Origin of the sequence: Nonomuraea sp. JJY05, assembly GCF_043496855.1 — a bacterium.
Classification (GTDB): domain Bacteria; phylum Actinomycetota; class Actinomycetes; order Streptosporangiales; family Streptosporangiaceae; genus Nonomuraea.
This window is the reverse complement of record NZ_JBIEIS010000002.1, coordinates 183,002-203,103: the sequence shown is the minus strand read 5'-3', so window position 1 is coordinate 203,103 and position 20,102 is coordinate 183,002. Positions and strand designations below refer to the sequence as shown.

The following is a 20,102-nucleotide window of genomic DNA, read 5'->3' as shown; positions in this document are numbered from 1 at the left end:
GAAATGCTCTGGGTAGGGAGAAACCCGACCTTGAGCGATCGCGACCATGAGGACGGAGGCAACGCGTGGCCGTACCTGAGCAGGACAAGCAACCAGACAACGAGGTCGCCGGCCCCGAACGCGAGGTCGGCGAGCTCGTAGGCAAGCTCACCGAGCCCGGCGAGCTGGAGCCGGCCGAGCGGCGCAGGCTGCTCGGCCGACTAGCCCGCGCGCTGTCCGACGGAGCCAAGAAGGCGCGTGCCACAGGCACGGGCCGGGGCCGCTGGCTGGCGGACGTCTTTCTCAGCATCGCGCCTCGCATCCCGATCAGGGACCTGCACACCCTTTCCGAGCACCATCACGGCCTGACCGGCGAGCAACTCGCCGACGACCTGGTGCGCACCGCCCAGAAGGCCACGATGACGGTCGGCGCCATCGGCGGAGCGCTCGCGGCGGCAGAGTTCGCCGCACCGCCCCTTCTGCTCTCCGCCCCCGCGCAGCTCGTCGCCGAGACCATCGTCGTCGCCGCCATCGAGGTCAAGCTCCTGGCCGAGCTGCACGAGGTCTACGGCGTACGCGTCCAGGGCTCGGGCACCCAGCGCGCGGTCGCGTTCACGGCCGCATGGGCCAAACAACGTGGCATCGACCCCCTCACACCCACGTCCGTCTCGCTGGCGCTCGGCGCGGCCACCAAGACCGCCCTGCGCAACCGCCTCCTCCGCACGCTCGGCCGCCATCTGACCACGCTCGGCCCGTTCCTCACGGGAGCGATCGCCGGCGGCGCGCTCAACCGCATCGCCACCAAGAAGCTCGGCGAGGCCGTCCGCAACGACCTGCGCGTCAAGCTGCCGCGCGGCGCCGAGACCCCCGAGGTCGATCCCGGGCGGCGGGAAGCGTTAGACCCGTAGGCCGGTGAAGGTCATCTTGAGCAGCGCGTCGGCCAGGTCGTCCGCCGAGGCCCCGCGCGCCGGTCTGTACCACTCGGTGATCGAGTTCACCGCGCCGAACAGCAGCCGCGTCACCAGCGCCGGATCCACGTCCGGCCGGATGCTGCCCTCCGCCGCCGCCTCCTTGACCAGGCGGCTGATGAACCTGTCGAACTCCCGCCGCCGCTCCAGCGCCGCCTGCTCGGTGCGGCTGTTGCCGCGCACCCGCAGCAGCAGCGTCACGTACGGGAGCCGGTCCACGAGGATGCGCACGCTCTGCCGTACGGCCCGCTCCAGGCGGTCGATCGCGGGCCCCGAGGCGGCGCGCTCGTCGGTCACCACCGCGAACAGCCCGTCGAGCGCCCGGTCCAGCGCCCGCGCGAGCAGCTGCTCCTTGCCCGGCACGTGGTAGTAGATGGCCGACTTGGTCACGCCGAGGGCCCTGGCCAGGTCCTCCATGCTCGTCCCGTCGTAGCCCCGCTCGTTGAAGACACCCACGGCGGTGGACAGCACGGACTCCGGGTCGTGTCCGCGCTTGCGCTGACGGGTGGGGGTCGGAGAGGCCATGTCTTAATTATCCCGCTTGTCGATGACTCGTTTGAGCTTGCCGACCGAGCGCTCCAGCGTCTCCGGATCCACCACCTCGACCTCCACGCTCACGCCGACGGTGTCCTTGACGGCCCGGCGCAGCGCCTGGCCGGCCTCGGCCCGCCTCGCGAAGCCGGGGCGGGACTCGACCCTGACCGTCATCACGTCGAGCCGTCCGGGGCGGGTCAGGTGGAGCTGGAAGCGCGGTGACAGGCCCTCCACGCGCAGCACCAGCTCCTCGATCTGGGTCGGGAACACGTTCACGCCGCGCAGGACGATCATGTCGTCGGTCCGGCCCGTCACCTTCTCCATGCGCCGGAACGCGGGCCTGGCGGTGCCCGGCAGCAGCGTGGTCAGGTCGCCGGTGCGGTAGCGGACGACCGGCATGGCCTCCTTTGTGAGGCTGGTGAAGACCAGTTCGCCCGCCGGCGTGGGCTCTCCCGTGAAGGGGTCGACGGTCTCGGGGTAGAAGTGGTCCTCCCAGACGTGCAGGCCGTCCTTGGTCTCGACGCACTCGTTCGCGACGCCGGGGCCGATCACCTCCGACAGGCCGTAGATGTCCACGGCGTGCAGGTCGAAGCGGTCTTCGAGCTCCGCGCGCATGCGCTCGGTCCAGGGCTCGGCGCCGAAGATCCCGATCCGCAGCGAGGACGCGCGGGGGTCCAGGCCCTGCCGTTCGAACTCGTCCAGCAGGGCCAGCATGTACGACGGCGTGACCATGACGATGTCGGGCCGGAAGTCGGTGATGAGCCGGACCTGCCGGGGCGTCATGCCGCCGGAGACCGGCACCACCGTGCAGCCCAGCCGCTCGGCCCCGTAGTGGGCGCCCAGCCCGCCGGTGAACAGGCCGTACCCGTAGGCCACGTGCACGAGGTCGCCCGGCCGGCCGCCGGAGGCGCGGATCGAACGGGCCATGACCTCCGCCCAGACGTCGAGGTCGTGCCTGGTGTAGCCGACCACGGTGGGCGTGCCCGTGGTGCCGCTGGAGGCGTGGATCCTGGCCACCTGCTCGCGCGGGACGGCGAACATGCCGAACGGGTAGCTGTCGCGCAGGTCCTGCTTGGTGGTGAAGGGGAACTTCGCCAGGTCGGCGAGCTCTTTGCAGTCGCTCGGATGCACGCCCGCCTGGTCGAATTTTTGCCGATAAATCGGGACATGTTGGTAAGCGTGGGTGAGCGTCCGCTGAAGCCGTTCCAGCTGGATCGACATGAGCTCGTCGCGGGACACCCGCTCGATGGGGTCGAGGTCTTCCGGCGCGGGGGCATCGCCGAGTCTCATCAGCCCTTCACCCGTCTCAGTTCTCTGCTGCGGCCGCGGAACTCCGCGACCACCTGGCCGGCCGCCCCGCGCACCGTGATGTCGTAGATGCCGCTGCGGCCGTAGCGGGTGCGCTCGGCGGCCTCGGCCACCAGCACGTCGCCCGCGTGGGCCGGGGAGACGAACGTGATCTCCGCGCCCGCCGCCACCGTCACCGGGCCGTGGCTGTTGCAGGCGCAGGCGAACGCGGTGTCGGCCAGCAGGAACACGTAGCCGCCGTGGCACAGGTCGTGTCCGTTGATCATCTGGTCGGTCACGGTCATGCGGCACACCGCCCGCCCCTCGCCCAGCTCCGTCAGCTCGATGCCCAGGGCGGCGGAGGCGGTGTCGGCGTCCATCATGCGACGCGCGCTCTCCAACGCAGGTCTCCCTTGTCAACTGACCGAATGTTCGGTAAACAATTCACCGTCCGGACCATCCCTGTCAAGAGGTGAACACCATGTTCGAGCAGCACCGCGAGACTCTGGAGCAGGCGCTGTCCGCCATCGCCGGACGGGGATACTGGAGCGCCTATCCCGAGTCGCCGAGCCCGCGCGTCTACGGCGAGGGGGCGGCCGAGCGGGGCAAGGAGGCGTTCGAGTCCTACCTCGGCAAGCCGTTCCCCCTCGACCAGCCGGGCACCGGGTCCTGGATCGGCGCCGAGCGCTCGCCGTACGGCATCGACCTGGGCGTCACCTACCCGCAGCCGCTGGTGGACGACCTGATCGCCGCGGGCCGGGCGGCACTGCCCGCCTGGCGCGACGCCGGGCCCGAGGCCCGCGCGCTGGCCTGCGTCGAGATCGTCGACCGGATCAACCGGCGCAGCTTCGAACTGGCCAACGCGGTGCAGCACACGACCGGGCAGGCGTTCGTGATGGCCTTCCAGGCGGGCGGGCCGCACGCGCAGGACCGCGCGCTCGAGGCGGTCGCGTACGGCTACGCGGCCATGACCTCCTCGGCCGCGAGCGCCCGCTGGGAGAAGCCGGCCAAGGGGGAGCCGCTGGTCATGGACAAGCGCTTCACGGTCGTGCCCCGGGGCATCGCGCTGGTGATCGGCTGCAACACGTTCCCGACCTGGAATTCGTACCCGGGGCTGTTCGCCTCGCTCGTCACCGGCAACCGGGTGATCGTCAAGCCCCATCCGCGCGCGGTGCTGCCGCTGGCCATCACGGTGCGGATCGCCCGCGAGGTGCTGGCCGAGGCGGGCTTCGACCCCGGGCTGGTCTCGCTCGCGGTGGAGGAGGGACAGGGGCTGGCCAGGACGCTCGCCACCCACCCCGACGTCCGCATCGTCGACTTCACCGGCTCCACGGAGTTCGGCGACTGGCTGGAGCAGAACGCGCGGCAGGCGCTCGTGCACACCGAGAAGGCGGGGGTCAACACGATCGTCGTCGACTCGACCGACTCCTGGCGCGGCATGCTGGGCAACCTGGCGTTCTCGCTGTCGCTCTACAGCGGTCAGATGTGCACGGCGCCGCAGAACCTCCTGGTGCCGGCCGGCGGGATCGAGACGGACGAGGGGCACAAGAGCTTCGAGGAGGTCTGCGCCGGGCTGGCGGGCGCCGTCGGCAGGCTGCTCGGGGACGACGCCCGCGCGGTGGAGCTGACCGGGGCCATCGTCAACCCCGACGTGCTGGCCCGGGTGGAGGCCGCGCCGTCGCTGGGCGAGGTGGTGCTGGAGTCGCGCGCCGTCAAGCACCCGGGGTTCCCGGACGCGGTGGTGCGGACGCCGGTGATCGTGAAGGTCTCGCCGGACGACTCCGACGTCTACGGGCGGGAGCATTTCGGACCGATCGCGTTCGTCATCCCGACGGGGTCGACGCAGGAGAGCCTCGACGTGCTGCGCCGCACGATCAAGGTCCGCGGGGCACTCACGGCCGCCGCCTACTCGACCTCCGCCGAGGTGCTCGACCAGGCCGAACGGGCCGCCCTCGACGCGGGGGTGAACCTGTCGTGCAACCTGACGGGCGGCGTCTTCGTCAACCAGTCGGCGGCGTTCAGCGACTACCACGGCACGGGCGCCAACCCGGCCGCCACGGCCTCCCTCACGGACCCGGGCTACGTGGCGGGCCGCTTCCACATCGTCCAGACCCGGCGCCCGGCGTGACCCCCCGCCGGCCGCCCCGGGCCCGCGTGACGGACACTGGATCGCCGCCGTCCACGCGCGGTATGGCGCCAGGTCCCTTATGCGGTGTCGAGCGGCGCGCCATCGGCGACGTCGCGCCCGGCGCGCTGTGCCGGAGCGGGCCGGCGGCGGGGCGTCGCCGGGGTGCGGCCCACGTGGCCGTGCCCGGTGCGGCGAGACTCGGAGCGCTGCACCGGCGGCGGCGTTGGGAGAGGGGACGGTGGAGGGGGAAGGGGTTCTGGCGGATGCTGACCGCGCTGCGGGAGGAGTGGTGATGGGCAAACCGTTCGCCTCGTCGGCCGATCTCGGCGAGAAGAAGCAGTCCATGGAGGTGCTGGCCGAGGGCGTGTACGCGCTCACGGCAGAAGGCGATCCGAATGTGGGCGCCATAGAGGCCGAGGACTTCCTCGTCTGCTTCGAGGCGCTCGCCACGCCCGTGGCCGCCCGCGAGTGGCTGGCCAGGCTGCGGGAGCACACCGACAAGCCGATCAGATACCTGGTGCTGTCGCACTACCACGCCGTCCGGGTGCTGGGCGCGTCGGCGTTCGGCGCGGACGTGATCGTGACGCACGACAAGACGCGCGAGCTGATCGCCGAGCGCGGCGAGCAGGACTGGGCCAGCGAGTACGCCAGGATGCCCCGCCTGTTCAAGGAGCCCGAGTCGATCCCCGGGCTGACGTGGCCGACGGCGACGTTCAGCGACACGTTCACCATCGACCTGGGCGGCGACCGGGGCGACCTGGTGCTGGCCCACTGCGGGCGCGGCCACACCGAGGGCGACCTGGTGGCCTGGCTGCCGAAGCAGCGGATCATGTTCGCCGGCGACCTCGTCGAGTCCCAGGCCGCCCTCTACACCGGCGACGCCTTCCACCTCGAATGGTCGGCCGCGACGCTCGACAAGGTCGCGTCGTTCGGGGCGCGGACGCTGGTCGGGGGCAGGGGCGCGGTGGCGCGCGGCAGGCAGGAAGTGGACGCGGCCATCGGGCAGACGCGTGACTTCCTCGCCGTGATGCTGCGCGAGGTCGGCGCCGCGGGCTCGGTCAAGGAGGCGTTCGAGCGCACGCACCGGGCGCTGGAGCCCCGGTACGGGTCCTGGCCGATCTTCGAGCACTGCCTGCCGTTCAACGTCTCGAGACTCTGGGACGAGCTGCACGGCATCGAGCGCCCGCGCATCTGGACCGCCGAGCGCGACCGCGAAGTCTGGGACCAACTCCAGCCATGAGCGCCCCGGACAGCGTGCAGGTCATCGTGGTCGGGGCGGGGCCGGTGGGGCAGAGTGCCGCGCTGCTGCTGGCCCGCTGGGGCATCCAGGTGCTGGTGCTCGACCGGCGGGCCGGGCGCGACTCCACCGGGTCGAAGTCCATCTGCCAGCAGCGCGACGTGCTCGACATCTGGACCGCCGCCGGCGCGGGCAAGATCGCCGAGGAGGGCCTGGCCTGGACCACCGCCCGCACGTACTACCGCGACCGCGAGCTGTTCTCCTGGTCCTTCGAGCGTGAGGGCCCGCTGCCGGCGTGCGTGAACATCTCCCAGTCCCGCACCGAGCAGATCCTGGACGAGGCCATCGCGGCGCAGCCGCTCATCGAGGTGCGGTGGGACCACGAGGTCACCGGCATCGAGCAGGACCCCTCGGGCGTGACGGTCCGCTGCGGCCGGCGCTCGCTGCGCGCGTCCTACGCGCTGGTCTGCGCGGGTGCCCGGGCCCAGCAGCTACGCCAGGCGCTCGGCGTCTCGTTCGACGGGGGGACCTTCGACGACCAGTTCCTCATCTGCGACATCAAGGCCGACCTTCCCGGCTGGGAGAACGAGCGCCGCTTCTACTTCGACCCGCTGTGGAACCCGGGCCGCCAGGTCCTGATCCATCCCTGCCCGGGAGGCACGTTCCGGATCGACTGGCAGATCGCGCCCGACTTCATCCCAACAAAAGCCGATATTTCGCGAAAAATCAGGCAAATCATCGGCGAGCAGCCCTTCGACCTGCTCTGGCACAGCACTTACCGCTTCCACTCCCGCATCGCCTCCCGCATGCGCGTCGGCCGGGTCCTGCTGGCCGGTGACAGCGCCCACCTGGTGGCCCCGTTCGGCGCCAGGGGGCTCAACTCCGGCGTGCCCGACGCCGAGAACGCGGCCTGGAAGCTGGCCTTCGTGCTCAACGGCTGGGCGGGGGAGGGGCTGCTGGAGTCGTACCACGCCGAGCGGCACGCGGCCGCGCGGGAGAACCTCGAGATCACCACCGCGACGATGCGCTTCCTCGCGCCCAGGACCGTGACGGAGCGCATGCGCAGGCGGGCCGTGCTGGAGGGCGGGCGGGTGGCGGAGGTGGACTCGGGCCGCTTCGCGGAGCCGTTCTGGTACGTGGACTCGCCGCTGACGACCCCCGAGCCGACGCGGCCGTTCGGGGGCAGGCCGCCCAAGGGCGCGCCGTGCGTCCCGGCGCCCGGCGTGATCCTTCCGGACGTGCGAATTCCGGGCGGCAGATTGCGGGAGTTCTGTCGCGACGGATTTCTCGTGTTGTTGGGTGATATGTGCGATTCGAGTTTGTTTGCCCAGGTCTTGGGCAAGGTCATTACGGCGCCGCTCGCCGTGCGCGGGCTCGCGGAGATGGATGGGACCGGCTCGCTCGCTGAAAGGCTCGGCGCCGGGCCGGATGAGGCATGGCTCATCAGGCCCGACTCCCACATCGCCGCGATCATCCCCCATGCGGGTCCGGACTCGATGGCGGGCGCCGTCCGCCGTGTGCTCGGTGAACAATAGGAGGAACTGCGTGACTGGCCGTAGCTCGTTTCTGATCGTCGCGAACCGCTTGCCGGTGGATCGGACGCTCGAGCCTGACGGAACGGCCTCGTGGCGCAGGAGCCCCGGCGGGCTCGTGACCGCGATCGCACCGGTGATGAAGCGCCGTCACGGAGCCTGGCTCGGCTGGCACGGCGCCCCCGACGAGAAGCTGGAGCCGTTCGAGCAGGACGGCATGAACCTCATCCCGATCCCGCTGTCGGCCGGTGAGGTGGAGCTGTACTACGAGGGCTTCTCCAACGCCACGCTCTGGCCGCTCTATCACGACGTGGTGGCGCCGCCGGTGTTCGACCGGGCGATGTGGGAGACCTACCGCGCCGTCAACGAGCGCTTCGCCAACGCCGCCGCCGACGCCGCCGAGAAGGGCGCGGTGGTCTGGGTGCAGGACTACCAGCTCCAGCTCGTCCCGGCCATGCTGCGCAAGCTCAGGCCGGATCTGCGGATCGGGTTCTTCCTGCACATCCCGTTCCCGCCGACCGAGCTGTTCTGGCGGCTGCCGTGGCGCAAGGACCTCGTCGAAGGGCTGCTCGGGGCCGACCTGGTGGGCTTCCAGCTGCCCGGCGGGGCCTCCAACTTCCGGCGGCTGTGCCGCAGGCTGCTCGGGCTGCCGTACAAGGGGAACGAGATCTTCCTCGACGACCGGGTGGTGACCACGCAGGCGTTCCCCATCTCGGTGGACTTCGGGCAGCTCGACTCGCTGGTGCGCGACCCGCAGATCATGGCGCGGGCCAAGGAGGTCAGGGCGGAGCTGGGCGATCCCGAGCACGTGCTGCTCGGCGTCGACCGGCTCGACTACACCAAGGGCATCGGGCAGCGGCTGGAGGCGTTCGGCGAGCTGCTCAAGGACGGGCGGCTGAAGGCGAACGAGGCCGTGTTCGTGCAGATCGCCACGCCCAGCAGGGAGCGGGTGGAGGAGTACAAGCGGCTGCGCGACGACATCGAGCTGCAGGTCGGGCGGATCAACGGCGAGCACGCGCAGCTCGGCTACCAGCCGGTCCAGTATTTCCACCAGTCGTACGACCACTCCGAGCTGGCCGCCCTCTACCTGGCCGCCGACGTCATGGTCGTGACCCCGCTGCGCGACGGGATGAACCTGGTCGCCAAGGAGTACGTCTCCTGCCACCACGACCTGCACGGGGCGCTGGTGCTCAGCGAGTTCGCCGGGGCGGCCGACGAGCTGCGCCAGGCCTACCTGGTCAACCCCTACGACGTGGAGGACGTCAAACGGCAGATGCTGGCCGCGATGCGGGCCACGCCGCACGAGCTGGCCCGGCGGATGCGCACGATGCGCCGCCGGGTCGCCACCTACGACGTGGACCGCTGGGCCAACGAGTTTCTCACTGCCCTTGAGTCACCTGCTTCACAGACTTCCACGCGTCGTAACGCTTCTTGGCGGTCCGGTTGACCACGATCTGCGCCACGGACATGCCGACGCCCATGAGCACCGTGTAGCCGATCGCCTCCCCCATGCTGACCTCGGGCGAGTCCGTGTCGAGCGGCGGCTCCTTCCCCGTCGCCTTCACCCAGACGAACCCGAGGATCTTTCTCGCCGCCCAGCCGGTCGCCAGACCCACCAGGCCGCCGATCACTCGCCAGGCGACATCGGGCTTGTCCTCCGCCATGTCGATCTCCCTTCCCCTCTGTAACGAACACTAGTCTGTACCGCTTGCCGGGCCTGCGAAGCCGTACCATATGGAGGCATGACTCAACAGCGACTACGCCATGCATCCATGCCGGAAAAGCCGACCCTCGATGGCTTGGAGCAGGTATGGGTAGCTCGCTGGGAGGACGAGGGCACCTACCGTTTCGATCGGTCCGCCTCGCGCGAGCAGGTCTATGCCATCGACACGCCACCGCCGACCGTGTCCGGCTCGCTGCACGTCGGTCATGTCTTCTCCTTCACCCACACCGACATCATGGCCCGCTACCAGCGGATGATCGGCAAGTCGGTGTTCTACCCGATCGGCTGGGACGACAACGGCCTGCCCACCGAGCGCCGGGTGCAGAACGTCTACGGCGTGCGCTGCGACCCGTCGCTGCCCTATGACCCTGACTTCGTGCCACCGGACAAGCCCGGCAAACGTGAGATCGCCATCTCGCGGCGCAATTTCGTGGAGCTGTGCCACAAGCTGACCGCCCTCGACGAGCAGGCGTTCGAGGAGGTCTGGCGGCGGGTCGGCCTGTCGGTCGACTGGTCGCTGCTCTACACCACGATCAGCGACGAGGCGCAGGCCGTCTCGCAGCGCGCCTTCCTGCGCAACCTGCTGCGCGGCGAGGCCTACCTCGCCGAGGCGCCGACGCTGTGGGACGTCACCTTCCGCACCGCCGTCGCCCAGGCCGAGCTGGAGGACCGGGAGTGGCCGGGCGCGTTCCACAAGATCTCCTTCTACGGCGAGACGGGGCCGGTCTACATCGAGACGACCAGGCCCGAGCTGATCCCGGCCTGCGTGGCGCTGGTCGCCCACCCCGACGACGAGCGCTACCAGCCGCTGTTCGGCACGTCGGTGCTGACGCCGCTGTTCGGGGTGGAGGTGCCGGTGCTGGCCCACCGGCTGGCCGAGCCGGACAAGGGCACCGGCATCGCCATGATCTGCACGTTCGGCGACATCACCGACGTCACCTGGTGGCGGGAGCTGCACCTGCCGACCCGGCCGGTCATCGGCTGGGACGGGCGCCTGCTGGCCGAGCCGCCGGAGGGCGTGGAGGCGGAGCCGTACAAGGAGCTGGCCGGCAAGACCGTGCACAGCGCCCGCGAGCGGATCGTGGAGCTGCTGCGGGAGTCCGGTGACCTCGAGGGCGAGCCGAGGCCCGTCTCGCGCACGGTCAAGTTCTACGAGAAGGGCGAGCGGCCGCTCGAGATCGTCACCACCCGCCAGTGGTACATCCGCAACGGCGGGCGTGACGAGGAGCTGCGCGAGCGGCTGCTGGGGCGCGGGCGCGAGCTGGCCTGGCACCCGCCGCACATGCGCGTGCGCTACGACAACTGGGTCGAGGGGCTCACCAGCGACTGGCTGATCTCGCGCCAGCGGTTCTTCGGCGTGCCGTTCCCGGTGTGGTATCCGATCGACGAGTCGGGGCAGCCCGTCCACGACGCGCCGATCGTGCCCACGGAGGACATGCTGCCGGTCGACCCGTCCTCCGACGTGCCGCCCGGCTACACCGAGGACCAGCGCGGCGTGGCCGGCGGGTTCATGGCCGACCCCGACGTGATGGACACCTGGGCCACCTCGTCGCTGACGCCGCAGATCGCGGGCCGCTGGGAGAGCGACGACGACCTGTTCAAGCGCGTCTTCCCGGCCGACCTGCGGCCGCAGGCCCACGAGATCATCCGCACCTGGCTGTTCTCGACCGTGGTCAGGTCGCACTACGAGTTCGGCCAGCTGCCGTGGAGCGACGTCGCGATCTCGGGCTGGATCCTCGACCCCGACCGCAAGAAGATGTCCAAGTCCAAGGGCAACGTGGTCACCCCGCTCGACCTGCTGAAGCAGCACGGCTCCGACGCGGTGCGCTACTGGGCGGCCAACGGCCGCTACGGCGTGGACACCGCGTTCGACGCCGGGCAGCTCAAGGTCGGGCGGCGGCTCGCGATCAAGATCCTCAACGCGTCCAAGTTCGTCCTCGGCCTGGCTATGAACGACGGACCAGGATCAGACACGGTCACCGAGCCGCTCGACCTGTCGATGCTCGCGGGCCTGTCCGACGTCGTGCGCGAGGCCGGCCAGGCGTTCGAGGCCTACGACCACACCAGGGCGCTGGAGGCCGTGGAGCGCTTCTTCTGGGCCTTCTGCGACGACTACCTGGAGCTGGTCAAGGCCAGGGCCTACGAGTCCGGTCCGGCCGCCGCCTCCGCCCACGCGGCGCTGCGGCAGGCGCTCGACGTGCTGCTGCGGCTGTTCGCGCCGTTCCTGCCCTTCGTGACCGAAGAGGTGTGGTCGTGGTGGCGCGAGGGGTCGGTGCACCGGGCCCCGTGGCCCGGCCTCTCGCGCGGGAGCGGCGACCCGGCCGTGCTGGCCGTGGCCTCCGAGGTGCTCGGTCAGGTGCGCAAGGCGAAGTCCGAGGCCAAGCTGTCGATGCGGGCCGAGGTCTCCAGGCTGACCGTTTGGGCGCCCGAAGTCGGGCTTGTCCGCCAAGCTCAGGACGACCTTTGCGCCGCAGGCACTGTGGAGGAGTTCGTCTTGGAGTATGGTGACGAGCTGAAAGCCGAGGTCCACCTGGGCTGACGTCCGGATGGCAGGACGCCGGGCCGCCCCCTCTGCGGGGCGCCCGGCGTCCGTGCGTTCAGGGGTCGCGGGTGACGTCGCGGTGCATGGCCAGGAAGATCGAGTACGCGTGCCCGTCCGGCGGCGGCTGCCGCTCGCGAAACTCGTCGAACAGCTCCTCCAGCCGCCTGCGCAGCTCCGCGTGCCCGTCGGGGGTGAGCCTGAGCCCCAGCCTGACGAGGTCGGCCTGCTCGATGTCGATGAGCCTGCTCTCCTGCAGGAACGCGTCGAGCATCGCCGCGCTGCCCCCGCTCACGCCGCTCTCGCGGACGTCCATCTCCCATGACTTGCCGGTGGCCCGGTAGGGGATCTCCGTGGAGCCGCGCGGCCCCGGACGGCTGGCCTCGGCGGCCAGGAAGCCCGTCTCGACGAGCTTGCGCACGTGGTGGAGGGTGGTGGCCGGGTTCGCGTCGAGGCGGCCGGCGATCTCTTTGTTGGTGAGCGCCTGGTCGAGACAGAGCCGCAGGATGCGCAGCCGTACGGCCGAGGCCAGCGCGCGGGCCTCGGCCTCGGTGGCGGGGCGGCGTTGGGTGCCCATGGATCGACACCCTATAACCGGTTGATTTTTCTCAATCGGTCAGGGATCCTCTGACGGGTGAGCCTGTTACGCGATCACGACTTCCGCCGGTTGTTCCTCGCCGACGTCGCCAGCCAGGCGGGCAGCCAGCTCCTGGTGCTGGCCCTGCCGCTGGTGGCCGTGTCGGCGCTGCGGGCCTCCGAGTTCGAGGTGGGCCTGCTGGCGGCGTGCCAGACGCTGGCGTTCGTGGTGATCGGGCTCCCCGCCGGCGCCCTCGTCGACCGGCTGCGCAAGCGCGTGGTCATGGTGGTCAGTGATTGGGCGAGGGCGCTGGCGCTCGCGTCCGTGCCGGTCGCGTGGTGGCTGGACGTGCTGACGATCCACCAGCTGTACGCGGTGGCGCTGGTGCTGGGCGTGTTCACCGTGTTCTTCGACGTCGCGTATCAGAGCTACCTGCCCTGCCTGGTCGAGCGCGAGCGGCTCGTCGAGGGCAACTCGACGCTGGAGATCGTGCGTACGGTGGCCCAGGTCGGCGGACCGAGCGGGGGCGGCTACCTGATCCACCTCCTCACCGCGCCCTTCGCGCTGGTCACCACGGTGGCCGGGTTCGCCTGGTCGGCGCTGTGCCTGGGGACGATCCGCAGGCACGAGCCCCGCCAGGAGCCCGGCCGGGCCCACCTGGGCCGGGAGATCGTCGAAGGCGTGCGATTCGTGCTCGGGCACCGGCTGCTGCGTCGCATCGCCGCCTGCACCGCCACCGCGAACTTCTTCGTCTCCGTGGCCCAGCCCATGGTCCTGCTGCTGCTGGCCAGGGAGCTCGGCCTGGACGCGGGCACCATCGGGCTGCTCATGGCCTCGGGCGGCCTCGGCGGGATCGTCGGCGCGCTGGTCAACGCCCGGGTCGTCAGGCGGCTCGGGCAGGGGCCGGCGATGTGGCTGGGCATCGCCGTGCCCGCGCCGCTGACGTTCGTGCTGCCGTGGATGGCGGCCGACTGGCGGCTGGGGCTGTTCGTGGCCTACGAGTTCTGCGTCGGAGCCGGCGTGGTGATCTACAACGTCACGCAGCTCAGCTTCCGCCAGGCCATCACGCCCGAGCCGCTGCTCGGGCGGGTGAACGCCACCATGCGCTTCCTCGTGTGGGGCACGCTGCCGCTGGGCGGGCTGATCGGCGGCGCGCTGGGCGGGGTGATCGGGGTGCGGGACACGCTCCTGGTCGCGGCGGCCGGGGCCTGCCTGGCGTTCCTGCCGCTGGTCACCTCGCCCCTGCGCTCGATGCGCGAGCTGGCCGTCAGTAGTCGCACACCCCGGTAGGGAAGATCTGCTTCAGCCTGGCCCGCTCCTCCTCGGTCGGGTGCCAGGAGCCGTACAGGCCCCTCGCGACGGCCCGATCGACCGTCTGGAGGCGGCACTTGTGGACGCCGCCCTCCAGCGGGCCGTTGACGCACTCGTCGGAGCCCGGTTTGCCGGTGTACGGGTTCGCGACCGTGTCGTCGGCGTTCATGCCGATGAGGGCCGTCCTGTCGTCCCACCGGGCCCAGCGCGGATTGTGGTCCATGTAGCGTTCGAGCAGCTTACAGTCGCCCACGTGGATGGTCTGGGTGACCATGTCCGGATAGGAGTACTGCGGGATCGCGGCGTCGATCAGCCGGTCGCCCAGGTTCTGGCCGTAGAGGTACTGCTGGATGGCGCCGCCCGACGCGCCCACGCCCACCGTGTAGAGCGGGACGCCGTACTGCTCGATGAAGCGCTCCTTGACCATGAGGGCCGTCTCGCCGCCCAGGATCAGGTTGTAGTGGGTGGAGGTCCGGGTGCCCGACGAGTACATGATCGCGTAGCCCTTGCCCAGCCCGTACGGGTCGAGGGCGTTGCCGCCGAGCGTGCCCTGGTCGTGGCCGATGCCCACGCCGCCGTCGAACCGGTAGATCGCCCGGCCGGTCCAGCCGTCCTCGACCATGGCGATGGAGTAGAGGAAGCGGTTGATCACGCCGCGCTCCCTGCGCACCACGAAGTCGACCGTGCGGCCGTCCAGCAGCGTGGTCGTGGCCATGTCGGCCGGCCGTCCAGTTGGTCCGCTCGCCGGCAGGGGCTTGAACGTGCCGTCCGTGGACCGGTAGAGGCGGTCGGTGACGGCCGGCGCGAAGCAGTCCCTGCTCCAGCCGCCCGCGACGCGCATGCCCTGACCGTCCTGGTTGTCCACCGCGGGCGGGCCCAGGCCGCTGCGCTCGGTCTTGCACAGGAACGGGTACTGGTGCGGTCCCGAGAAGACCGGGCCCTCGATCGGGTGGTTGCGCAACGTGAGCGTCCGCCGCTCCCGGCCCGCCGTCGCGACGATCGTGGTGGCGCCCGTCTTCAGGCCGGTGACCAGGGCTGTCAGGCCGTCCTTGGTCTGCTTGAAGGCCGCCGTGACGTCCTCGCCGTCGCGCGTGACCCGCAGCCGCGCGCCCTCACGGTGGCTGACCCTGAGCAGGGCATCGCCGCCGGTCACCTGGTCGGGGCGGCTGGAGAGCACCTCCAGCGCCAGATCGGCGCGGGAGGCGTACGCGGGGGCGGGTAAGAGCGACGCGAGCACGGCGAGGACCACCACAGCCTTCATGACCACGGCGGTGACACGCCGTCCACCCCTTGCACAGGCCCGACCTTGGCGGGGTGGGCTTGTGCAGGTTGCGCTGCCTTCGCGTTGCTCTGTTGTGAGCCGCCCCAAGATTTATGGGCGCGCGTCCGGGCCGCGGACGTGACAGTCTGGAATACGTGCTGCCCGACCGCCCAACCAAGCTCGTGCCGCCCGTGCTGGCCAAGATGGCCGCGTGGTGCGCGTGCCTGATCCTCGTCGGCGTGGTGGTCTACTTCTTCGCCCTCGTCATCGCCCGGCTCACGTTCGTGGCGCTGCCCGTGGCGATCGCGCTGCTGCTGACCGCCCTGCTGTTCCCGCTGACCAACAGCCTGCGGCAGGCGGGCATGCGGCCCATCTACGCCACCTGGATCACCATGCTGGTGGCCCTGACCATCCTGGTCGGCACCGGCTGGCTGGTGGGCGCGCGGGCCAGCGACGAGTTCCCCAACCTCGTCCAGCAGGTGCAGGCGACGGCCCGATCGGTGCAGGACTGGCTGATCACCGGTCCCATCCACCTCAAAGAGGCGCAGATCACGAGCTACGTCGACGAGATCGCCACCATGGTCAACGCGCAGCGCACGGCCATCACCGGCACCGTGCTGTCGGCCGGCGCGGTCGCCTTCGAGGTGCTCGCGTCCATCGTGCTGCTGCTGTTCGTGACGTTCTTCCTGCTCAAGGACGGCGACCGCATCTGGGCGTGGGTCCTGCGGGGGTTCGGAACCGTCGCGCCGCGCGTGGACCGGGCCGGGCGGGCCGCCTGGGCCACGCTCTCCCACTACGTGCAGGGCACCGTGGCCGTGGCCGCCGTGCACGGGCTGATCATGGGCATCGTGCTGGCGGGCATGGGCGTGCCGCTGTGGGCGCCGCTGGCTGTGCTGATCTTCTTCGCCAGCTTCATCCCCATCGTCGGCATCTTCTTCGCCGGCACGGTCGCCACCCTCGTCACGCTGGGCGCCAAGGGGCTCGTCTACGCGCTGATCTTCCTCGGGATCCTCATCGTCGAGCAGCAGCTGGAAAATCACGTGCTCCAGCCGCTGATCGTGGGTCGCGCGCTCAACTTCCATCCGCTGGCGATCATCCTGGTGCTGGCCATCGGCGGCATCCTGGCCGGCATCGCGGGGGCCGCCGTCGCCGTGCCGGTGGCCGCGGTCATCTACCGGGCGCTGCCCGAGCTGAGGCACCAACCGCCCGCCCTGCCACCGCCCAGCTACGGCCCCGGCGAGGACAAGGGGCCCAGGGGCGACGCCGGGGGAGGGCCCGGCGAGGTTCCCCGTCCGCGTGGCGAGGGAGCCGCTCCCCGCGACGACGCGTCCGGACCGCACGGCGCGGAGCCCGGCGGCACGGGCGCCGAGCGCGGGAGCAAGGGTGAGAACGGCCGGCGGGTCGACACCGAGTAACCTCGTCAGCCGTGACCCCCTGTCTTCTCTCTACTCCCTTGGGCACGACACTCCACTTGCGCGCCGGGTGCGACGGCATCGCGGGCGGGAAGGCGTACCTTGAGGCTGAGGGGCGAAACGGCCCCGACGGTCCGGCCGCCCGTCCGCGCGGCGGCGCTGTTCGTCGAGGTGAGCATGGGACACTTCGCCAAGCACGCCACCGTACAGAACACCAGGACTACGAGGTGAAACCTTGAGCAACGTAGAGGTCCTCATCCGGCGGCTCGACGCCGGGCTGCCGATGCCGTCCTACGCCCACGCGGGAGACGCGGGCGCCGACCTCTACGCGGCCGAGGACGTCGAGCTGCTGCCCGGCGAGCGGGCCGTCGTCGGGACGGGCGTCGCGATCGCCCTGCCCGACGGCTACGCCGCGTTCGTCCACCCGAGGTCCGGGCTGGCCGCCAAGCACGGCGTCACGCTGGTCAACGCGCCGGGCACGGTCGACGCGGGCTACCGCGGCGAGATCAGGGTGACCCTGATCAACACCGACGCCAAGGAGCCGTTCCGCCTCCAGCGCGGCGACCGGGTGGCCCAGCTCGTGGTCCAGCGGGTCGAGCGGGCGGCCTTCCACGAGGTGGAGCGCCTGCCCGGTTCGGTGCGCGGCGCCAACGGGTTCGGATCGACAGGACGATGATCAATGGGCCGCGCTGACGGCCCCGCGAGCGAGGAGAGTGAGGAACGTGTTCCGACGTCGTCGTCGTGAGCAGCCGGAACAGGTGGCCGAGCAGGAGTCTGCCGCCCCTGTACGAGACGCCGGCCCGTGGGACGCCGACGAGCCCCACCCGGAGACCGACAGGATCGATCTGGGCGGCCTGCGGCTGCCGCACAATCCCGACTTCGACGTGCGGCTGGCCTCCGTCGGAGACCAGCACGTCGGTGTCGTCGTCCTCTACGAGGAGAGCTCGCTGCAGCTGCAGGCCCTGGCCGCACCGCGCAGCTCGGGCCTGTGGGACGAGGTCAAGACCAAGATCCTGGCCCAGGCGCACCACCTGGAGGAGCAGGAGGGTCCCTTCGGCAGCGAGCTGCAGGGCGAGATGAAGGTCGACGACGGCTCCCGCCCCGCCCGGTATCTCGGCATCGACGGGCCCCGCTGGTTCCTGCTCGCGGTGATCTCCGGCAAGGCGGCGCTGGACGAGGCCGTCGCGGCGGCGTACATCGACTTCGTCAAGGACGTCGTGGTGGTCAGGGGCAGTGAGCCGATGGCCCGCGAGGAGCCCATCCCGCTGCGCCGCCCCAACGAACAAGCAGGCGAGAAGGCGGACGAGCGGCCCGGGCTCAACCCGTTCAAACGGGGACCCGAAATCAGCGAGATTCGCTGAGGGCTGACATCGCGCCGACATCACATAGGCTGATTCATCATGAGTACGGCAGAGCCTCCGAAACGCGGGGGATTGCGCGGCTTCTTCAGTCGGCTGGCCTCACCCCAGTCCGAGATCGAGGCCCAGGAACTGCGAGAAGACGCCGACGAGGTGGGCGCGACCCCCATCGTGTCGTGTGGCGGCCGCCGGCGCTTCTGCGTGGCGGGTACGCTACGTACGGTGACACTCCGTCCGAGGGGCGGTGCCCCCGCCCTCGAGGCCGAGCTCTACGACGGGTCCGACGTGATCGACCTGGTCTGGCTCGGCCGCCGCAAGATCGCGGGCATCGAGCCCGGCCGCACGGTCAAGGCCGAGGGCCTGGTCAGCATGCAGGACGGACGCAAGGTGATGTTCAATCCGCGTTACGAGCTGCGCCCAGGGAGTTGACACGTGAGTGCTGAGGCGGAAGAGGTCGCCCACGACACCGTTGAGGCGGCGGTGCGAGCCCAGCTCGCCAAGGCGTTCGGCGGGGTGCGCGGCATCATCGAGGCGGCGATCCCGACGATCGCGTTCACGCTGTGCTGGGTCACCACCGAGGAGCTGAAGCTGTCGCTCATCGTCAGCGTCTCGCTCTCGGTGGTGCTGCTGCTGGTCAGGATCGTGCAGCGGTCCACACCGCAGTTCGTGATCAACAGCCTGATCGGCATCGCGATCGGCGCGTTCTTCGCCAGCCGCACCGGCGACGCGAAGGACTACTTCCTGCCCGGCATCCTGTGGAACGCCGGCTACATGGTGGCGATGCTGCTGTCCATCGTCACCCGGTGGCCGGTGGTGGGCTTCCTGATCGGCTCGGTCACGGGCGACCCGACCGCCTGGCACAAGGACCCGGGCATCGTGAAGCTGTGCACGCGGCTGACCTGGCTGCTCCTGCTCCCGTGCGCGGTCCGGGTGGCCGTGCAGGGGCCGGTCTACTGGTTCGGGGGCGGCAACGAGGCGGTCGCCGCCCTCGGCTTCGCCAAGATCGCCATGGGCTGGCCGCTCCAGGTGGCCGCCCTCGGCGCCATGCTCTGGGTTCTGGGCCGCGGCCGCACCCCGCTCAAGTCTCCGGTGGCCCCGGCCTGACGATCCATCCGGCTCGGCCGCCAACCGGCCGAGCCGCCTGGTAAAGATGCGCAGATCGTTTCCTTGACGAGCTGATCCACTTGCGCGGGTACGAAGGCTCTCGAAAGATCACTTCGAGCCGATCGGGGGCCCCATGTACACACGCGCCGTCACCGCCCTGGCCACAACCGCCGCCGCCATGCTCCTGTCAGCCGGGCCGGCGGCCGCGGACGACGACTGGAGAGAGCAGGAGGAGGCTCTGTGCGAGCAGTACATGGAGTGGCTGGAGAACGGCTTCATCGTGCTGCCCATGAAGATCACCGCCCGTTGCGTCGACGCGGATGACCCGCGCCTCCGTCTGACCTTCGACTGAGCGCCGGTTCCCGGCCGTCACCATGGTGATGACACCGAAGGGTTCGCCAGGGGGCTGGAAACCCTGGGTTGACGGGTTGAGGTGTGGGCCATCGAGGGCCGTCTCAAGGGCCGCTCGTCGCTGAGGCCGAGGTTCCTGTCACGACGACGCGCTTCCTGCCCGGGCTCCTGAGGACCGGCCAGGGGCCACCGCTTCGGGGCTGTGACGAGGAGGCGGATGGGACCACGAGGGGGTGGCCGCCGCGCCGGGCGCGTGCAATCGAGGCGGATTGCAGTCCGCCGGTCGCCAGGGGCGGTTTTGCCGTCCGGTGGTGGGTGCCGGGAGAGTTCAGCCAGAAGCGGGTCGCCGGTGTCCTGTCGCTGCCGGCGCACGACATGGGACGGCCCGCCGCCCTCTACGGCGAATAGCGCCTGGCTGTCCCCCTGAAGCATGGTTTCCAGGCATGGCTCTACCCGAGCGTGACCTGCTGCCTGCTGGGTCCAGCCTGATGGGTCCCAAAGCGGCGGCCCTACTCCTTGACGAGGAGTAGGGCGGATCCGGCACATCAGCGATCAGAAAGGGCGGTCGCCTCCCTCAAACCCGCTCCCATCGGATGCTCGCAGGATTGAAGATCGGTCGGGCGATCCTCAAGGCGTCGCCGACGTTCCGTGGGGCGTGAGGTGGGGAGCCGCTGACAGGGTCGTCGGTCGTGCCTGTTGCGGTGCTGCCTGCCTGCCGGAACAATCTTGCGCCCTGGCTCATGCCGTTGATGTGTGGGTAATCGGGGTCGCGTCCGGGGGCGGGGGGGGAGGGAGGGGCCC

General features: G+C 70.6%; 20 protein-coding genes. 14 read left to right on the top strand and 6 right to left on the bottom strand.

Annotated features, from left to right (window positions below; translation table 11 throughout):
* Positions 1–65: 65 nt before the first annotated feature.
* Positions 66–887, top strand: coding sequence for a hypothetical protein (locus ACFKCF_RS03130; protein ID WP_394490369.1), 822 nt, complete (start codon positions 66–68; stop codon positions 885–887).
* Here ACFKCF_RS03130 and ACFKCF_RS03125 read toward each other — a convergent pair.
* The 3 genes from ACFKCF_RS03125 to paaI are packed head-to-tail and all read right to left on the bottom strand — an operon-like array spanning position 876 to position 3,151.
* Positions 876–1,472 (bottom strand): TetR/AcrR family transcriptional regulator, encoded by a 597-nt coding sequence (locus ACFKCF_RS03125; protein ID WP_394490367.1) that lies wholly within the window; start codon positions 1,470–1,472, stop codon positions 876–878. The two genes, ACFKCF_RS03130 and ACFKCF_RS03125, sit on opposite strands and share 12 nt — an antisense overlap.
* A 3-nt stretch (positions 1,473–1,475) precedes the next feature.
* Entirely contained in the window at positions 1,476–2,771 is a 1,296-nt protein-coding gene (gene paaK / locus ACFKCF_RS03120) for a phenylacetate--CoA ligase PaaK (RefSeq protein ID WP_394490365.1), read from the bottom strand.
* Positions 2,771–3,151: a hydroxyphenylacetyl-CoA thioesterase PaaI gene (gene paaI, locus ACFKCF_RS03115; protein WP_394490751.1), complete on the bottom strand. Its 381-nt coding sequence runs from the start codon at positions 3,149–3,151 to the stop codon at positions 2,771–2,773. The genes paaK and paaI overlap by 1 nt, the downstream gene beginning before the upstream one ends.
* 98 nt (positions 3,152–3,249) lie before the next feature.
* Between paaI and paaN the strand changes: the two genes are divergently transcribed.
* The 4 genes from paaN to ACFKCF_RS03095 all read left to right on the top strand — a co-directional run bounded on the left by paaN (position 3,250) and on the right by ACFKCF_RS03095 (position 9,112).
* Positions 3,250–4,896, top strand: a complete 1,647-nt coding sequence (gene paaN, locus ACFKCF_RS03110) for a phenylacetic acid degradation protein PaaN (protein ID WP_394490363.1) — start codon at positions 3,250–3,252, stop codon at positions 4,894–4,896.
* A 292-nt stretch (positions 4,897–5,188) separates the two neighbouring features.
* The gene (locus tag ACFKCF_RS03105; RefSeq protein WP_394490361.1) at positions 5,189–6,136 is read left to right on the top strand and encodes an MBL fold metallo-hydrolase; all 948 of its coding nucleotides are present in this window, start codon (positions 5,189–5,191) and stop codon (positions 6,134–6,136) included.
* On the top strand, positions 6,133–7,668 hold the full coding sequence (locus ACFKCF_RS03100; RefSeq protein ID WP_394490359.1) for an FAD-dependent monooxygenase: 1,536 nt from the start codon (positions 6,133–6,135) through the stop codon (positions 7,666–7,668). The genes ACFKCF_RS03105 and ACFKCF_RS03100 overlap by 4 nt, the downstream gene beginning before the upstream one ends.
* A gap of 10 nt (positions 7,669–7,678) precedes the next feature.
* Positions 7,679–9,112, top strand: coding sequence for a trehalose-6-phosphate synthase (locus ACFKCF_RS03095; RefSeq protein ID WP_394490357.1), 1,434 nt, complete (start codon positions 7,679–7,681; stop codon positions 9,110–9,112).
* Here the strand turns inward: ACFKCF_RS03095 and ACFKCF_RS03090 are convergent.
* A complete protein-coding gene (locus ACFKCF_RS03090; protein WP_394490355.1) occupies positions 9,045–9,329 on the bottom strand; it encodes a DUF4235 domain-containing protein in 285 nt (94 codons plus the stop codon). The genes ACFKCF_RS03095 and ACFKCF_RS03090 overlap by 68 nt on opposite strands.
* A gap of 78 nt (positions 9,330–9,407) precedes the next feature.
* Here ACFKCF_RS03090 and valS point away from each other — a divergent pair, with 78 nt between their 5' ends.
* Positions 9,408–11,927: a valine--tRNA ligase gene (gene valS / locus ACFKCF_RS03085; RefSeq protein ID WP_394490353.1), complete on the top strand. Its 2,520-nt coding sequence runs from the start codon at positions 9,408–9,410 to the stop codon at positions 11,925–11,927.
* A gap of 58 nt (positions 11,928–11,985) precedes the next feature.
* Here the strand turns inward: valS and ACFKCF_RS03080 are convergent, their stop codons facing one another.
* Positions 11,986–12,504: an ArsR/SmtB family transcription factor gene (locus ACFKCF_RS03080; protein WP_394490351.1), complete on the bottom strand. Its 519-nt coding sequence runs from the start codon at positions 12,502–12,504 to the stop codon at positions 11,986–11,988.
* 57 nt (positions 12,505–12,561) lie between these two features.
* Between ACFKCF_RS03080 and ACFKCF_RS03075 the strand changes: the two genes are divergently transcribed.
* The gene (locus ACFKCF_RS03075; protein ID WP_394490349.1) at positions 12,562–13,794 is read left to right on the top strand and encodes an MFS transporter; all 1,233 of its coding nucleotides are present in this window, start codon (positions 12,562–12,564) and stop codon (positions 13,792–13,794) included.
* On the opposite strand, the gene ACFKCF_RS03070 is transcribed toward ACFKCF_RS03075, so the two are convergent.
* On the bottom strand, positions 13,772–15,076 hold the full coding sequence (locus ACFKCF_RS03070; RefSeq protein ID WP_394490347.1) for a DUF6351 family protein: 1,305 nt from the start codon (positions 15,074–15,076) through the stop codon (positions 13,772–13,774). The two genes, ACFKCF_RS03075 and ACFKCF_RS03070, sit on opposite strands and share 23 nt — an antisense overlap.
* Positions 15,077–15,231: 155 nt before the next feature.
* Here ACFKCF_RS03070 and ACFKCF_RS03065 point away from each other — a divergent pair, with 155 nt between their 5' ends.
* The 7 genes from ACFKCF_RS03065 to ACFKCF_RS03035 all read left to right on the top strand — a co-directional run bounded on the left by ACFKCF_RS03065 (position 15,232) and on the right by ACFKCF_RS03035 (position 19,302).
* Complete coding sequence (locus tag ACFKCF_RS03065; RefSeq protein WP_394490345.1) at positions 15,232–16,491, top strand: AI-2E family transporter; 1,260 nt, start codon at positions 15,232–15,234, stop codon at positions 16,489–16,491.
* A gap of 99 nt (positions 16,492–16,590) precedes the next feature.
* Positions 16,591–16,719: a hypothetical protein gene (locus ACFKCF_RS03060; RefSeq protein WP_394490343.1), complete on the top strand. Its 129-nt coding sequence runs from the start codon at positions 16,591–16,593 to the stop codon at positions 16,717–16,719.
* Between the two features lie 4 nt (positions 16,720–16,723).
* Positions 16,724–17,164 (top strand): dUTP diphosphatase, encoded by a 441-nt coding sequence (gene dut, locus ACFKCF_RS03055; RefSeq protein WP_394490341.1) that lies wholly within the window; start codon positions 16,724–16,726, stop codon positions 17,162–17,164.
* Positions 17,165–17,210: 46 nt separating this feature from the next.
* Entirely contained in the window at positions 17,211–17,849 is a 639-nt protein-coding gene (locus ACFKCF_RS03050; protein WP_394490339.1) for a DUF3710 domain-containing protein, read from the top strand.
* A gap of 39 nt (positions 17,850–17,888) precedes the next feature.
* Positions 17,889–18,275, top strand: coding sequence for an OB-fold nucleic acid binding domain-containing protein (locus ACFKCF_RS03045; RefSeq protein WP_090929309.1), 387 nt, complete (start codon positions 17,889–17,891; stop codon positions 18,273–18,275).
* A 3-nt stretch (positions 18,276–18,278) separates the two neighbouring features.
* Positions 18,279–18,950: a DUF3159 domain-containing protein gene (locus ACFKCF_RS03040; protein ID WP_394490337.1), complete on the top strand. Its 672-nt coding sequence runs from the start codon at positions 18,279–18,281 to the stop codon at positions 18,948–18,950.
* 133 nt (positions 18,951–19,083) lie between these two features.
* Positions 19,084–19,302 (top strand): hypothetical protein, encoded by a 219-nt coding sequence (locus tag ACFKCF_RS03035; RefSeq protein WP_394490335.1) that lies wholly within the window; start codon positions 19,084–19,086, stop codon positions 19,300–19,302.
* Positions 19,303–20,102: the final 800 nt, after the last annotated feature.

Coding starts and splice junctions, on each gene's coding strand:
- ACFKCF_RS03125 (WP_394490367.1), bottom strand. CDS start 1,472: ATGGCCTCTCCGACCCCCACCCGTCAGCGCAAGCGCGGACACGACCCG.
- paaK (WP_394490365.1), bottom strand. CDS start 2,771: ATGAGACTCGGCGATGCCCCCGCGCCGGAAGACCTCGACCCCATCGAG.
- paaI (WP_394490751.1), bottom strand. CDS start 3,151: ATGATGGACGCCGACACCGCCTCCGCCGCCCTGGGCATCGAGCTGACG.
- paaN (WP_394490363.1), top strand. CDS start 3,250: ATGTTCGAGCAGCACCGCGAGACTCTGGAGCAGGCGCTGTCCGCCATC.
- ACFKCF_RS03105 (WP_394490361.1), top strand. CDS start 5,189: ATGGGCAAACCGTTCGCCTCGTCGGCCGATCTCGGCGAGAAGAAGCAG.
- ACFKCF_RS03100 (WP_394490359.1), top strand. CDS start 6,133: ATGAGCGCCCCGGACAGCGTGCAGGTCATCGTGGTCGGGGCGGGGCCG.
- ACFKCF_RS03090 (WP_394490355.1), bottom strand. CDS start 9,329: ATGGCGGAGGACAAGCCCGATGTCGCCTGGCGAGTGATCGGCGGCCTG.
- valS (WP_394490353.1), top strand. CDS start 9,408: ATGACTCAACAGCGACTACGCCATGCATCCATGCCGGAAAAGCCGACC.
- ACFKCF_RS03080 (WP_394490351.1), bottom strand. CDS start 12,504: ATGGGCACCCAACGCCGCCCCGCCACCGAGGCCGAGGCCCGCGCGCTG.
- ACFKCF_RS03070 (WP_394490347.1), bottom strand. CDS start 15,076: ATGAAGGCTGTGGTGGTCCTCGCCGTGCTCGCGTCGCTCTTACCCGCC.
- ACFKCF_RS03045 (WP_090929309.1), top strand. CDS start 17,889: ATGAGTACGGCAGAGCCTCCGAAACGCGGGGGATTGCGCGGCTTCTTC.
- ACFKCF_RS03035 (WP_394490335.1), top strand. CDS start 19,084: ATGTACACACGCGCCGTCACCGCCCTGGCCACAACCGCCGCCGCCATG.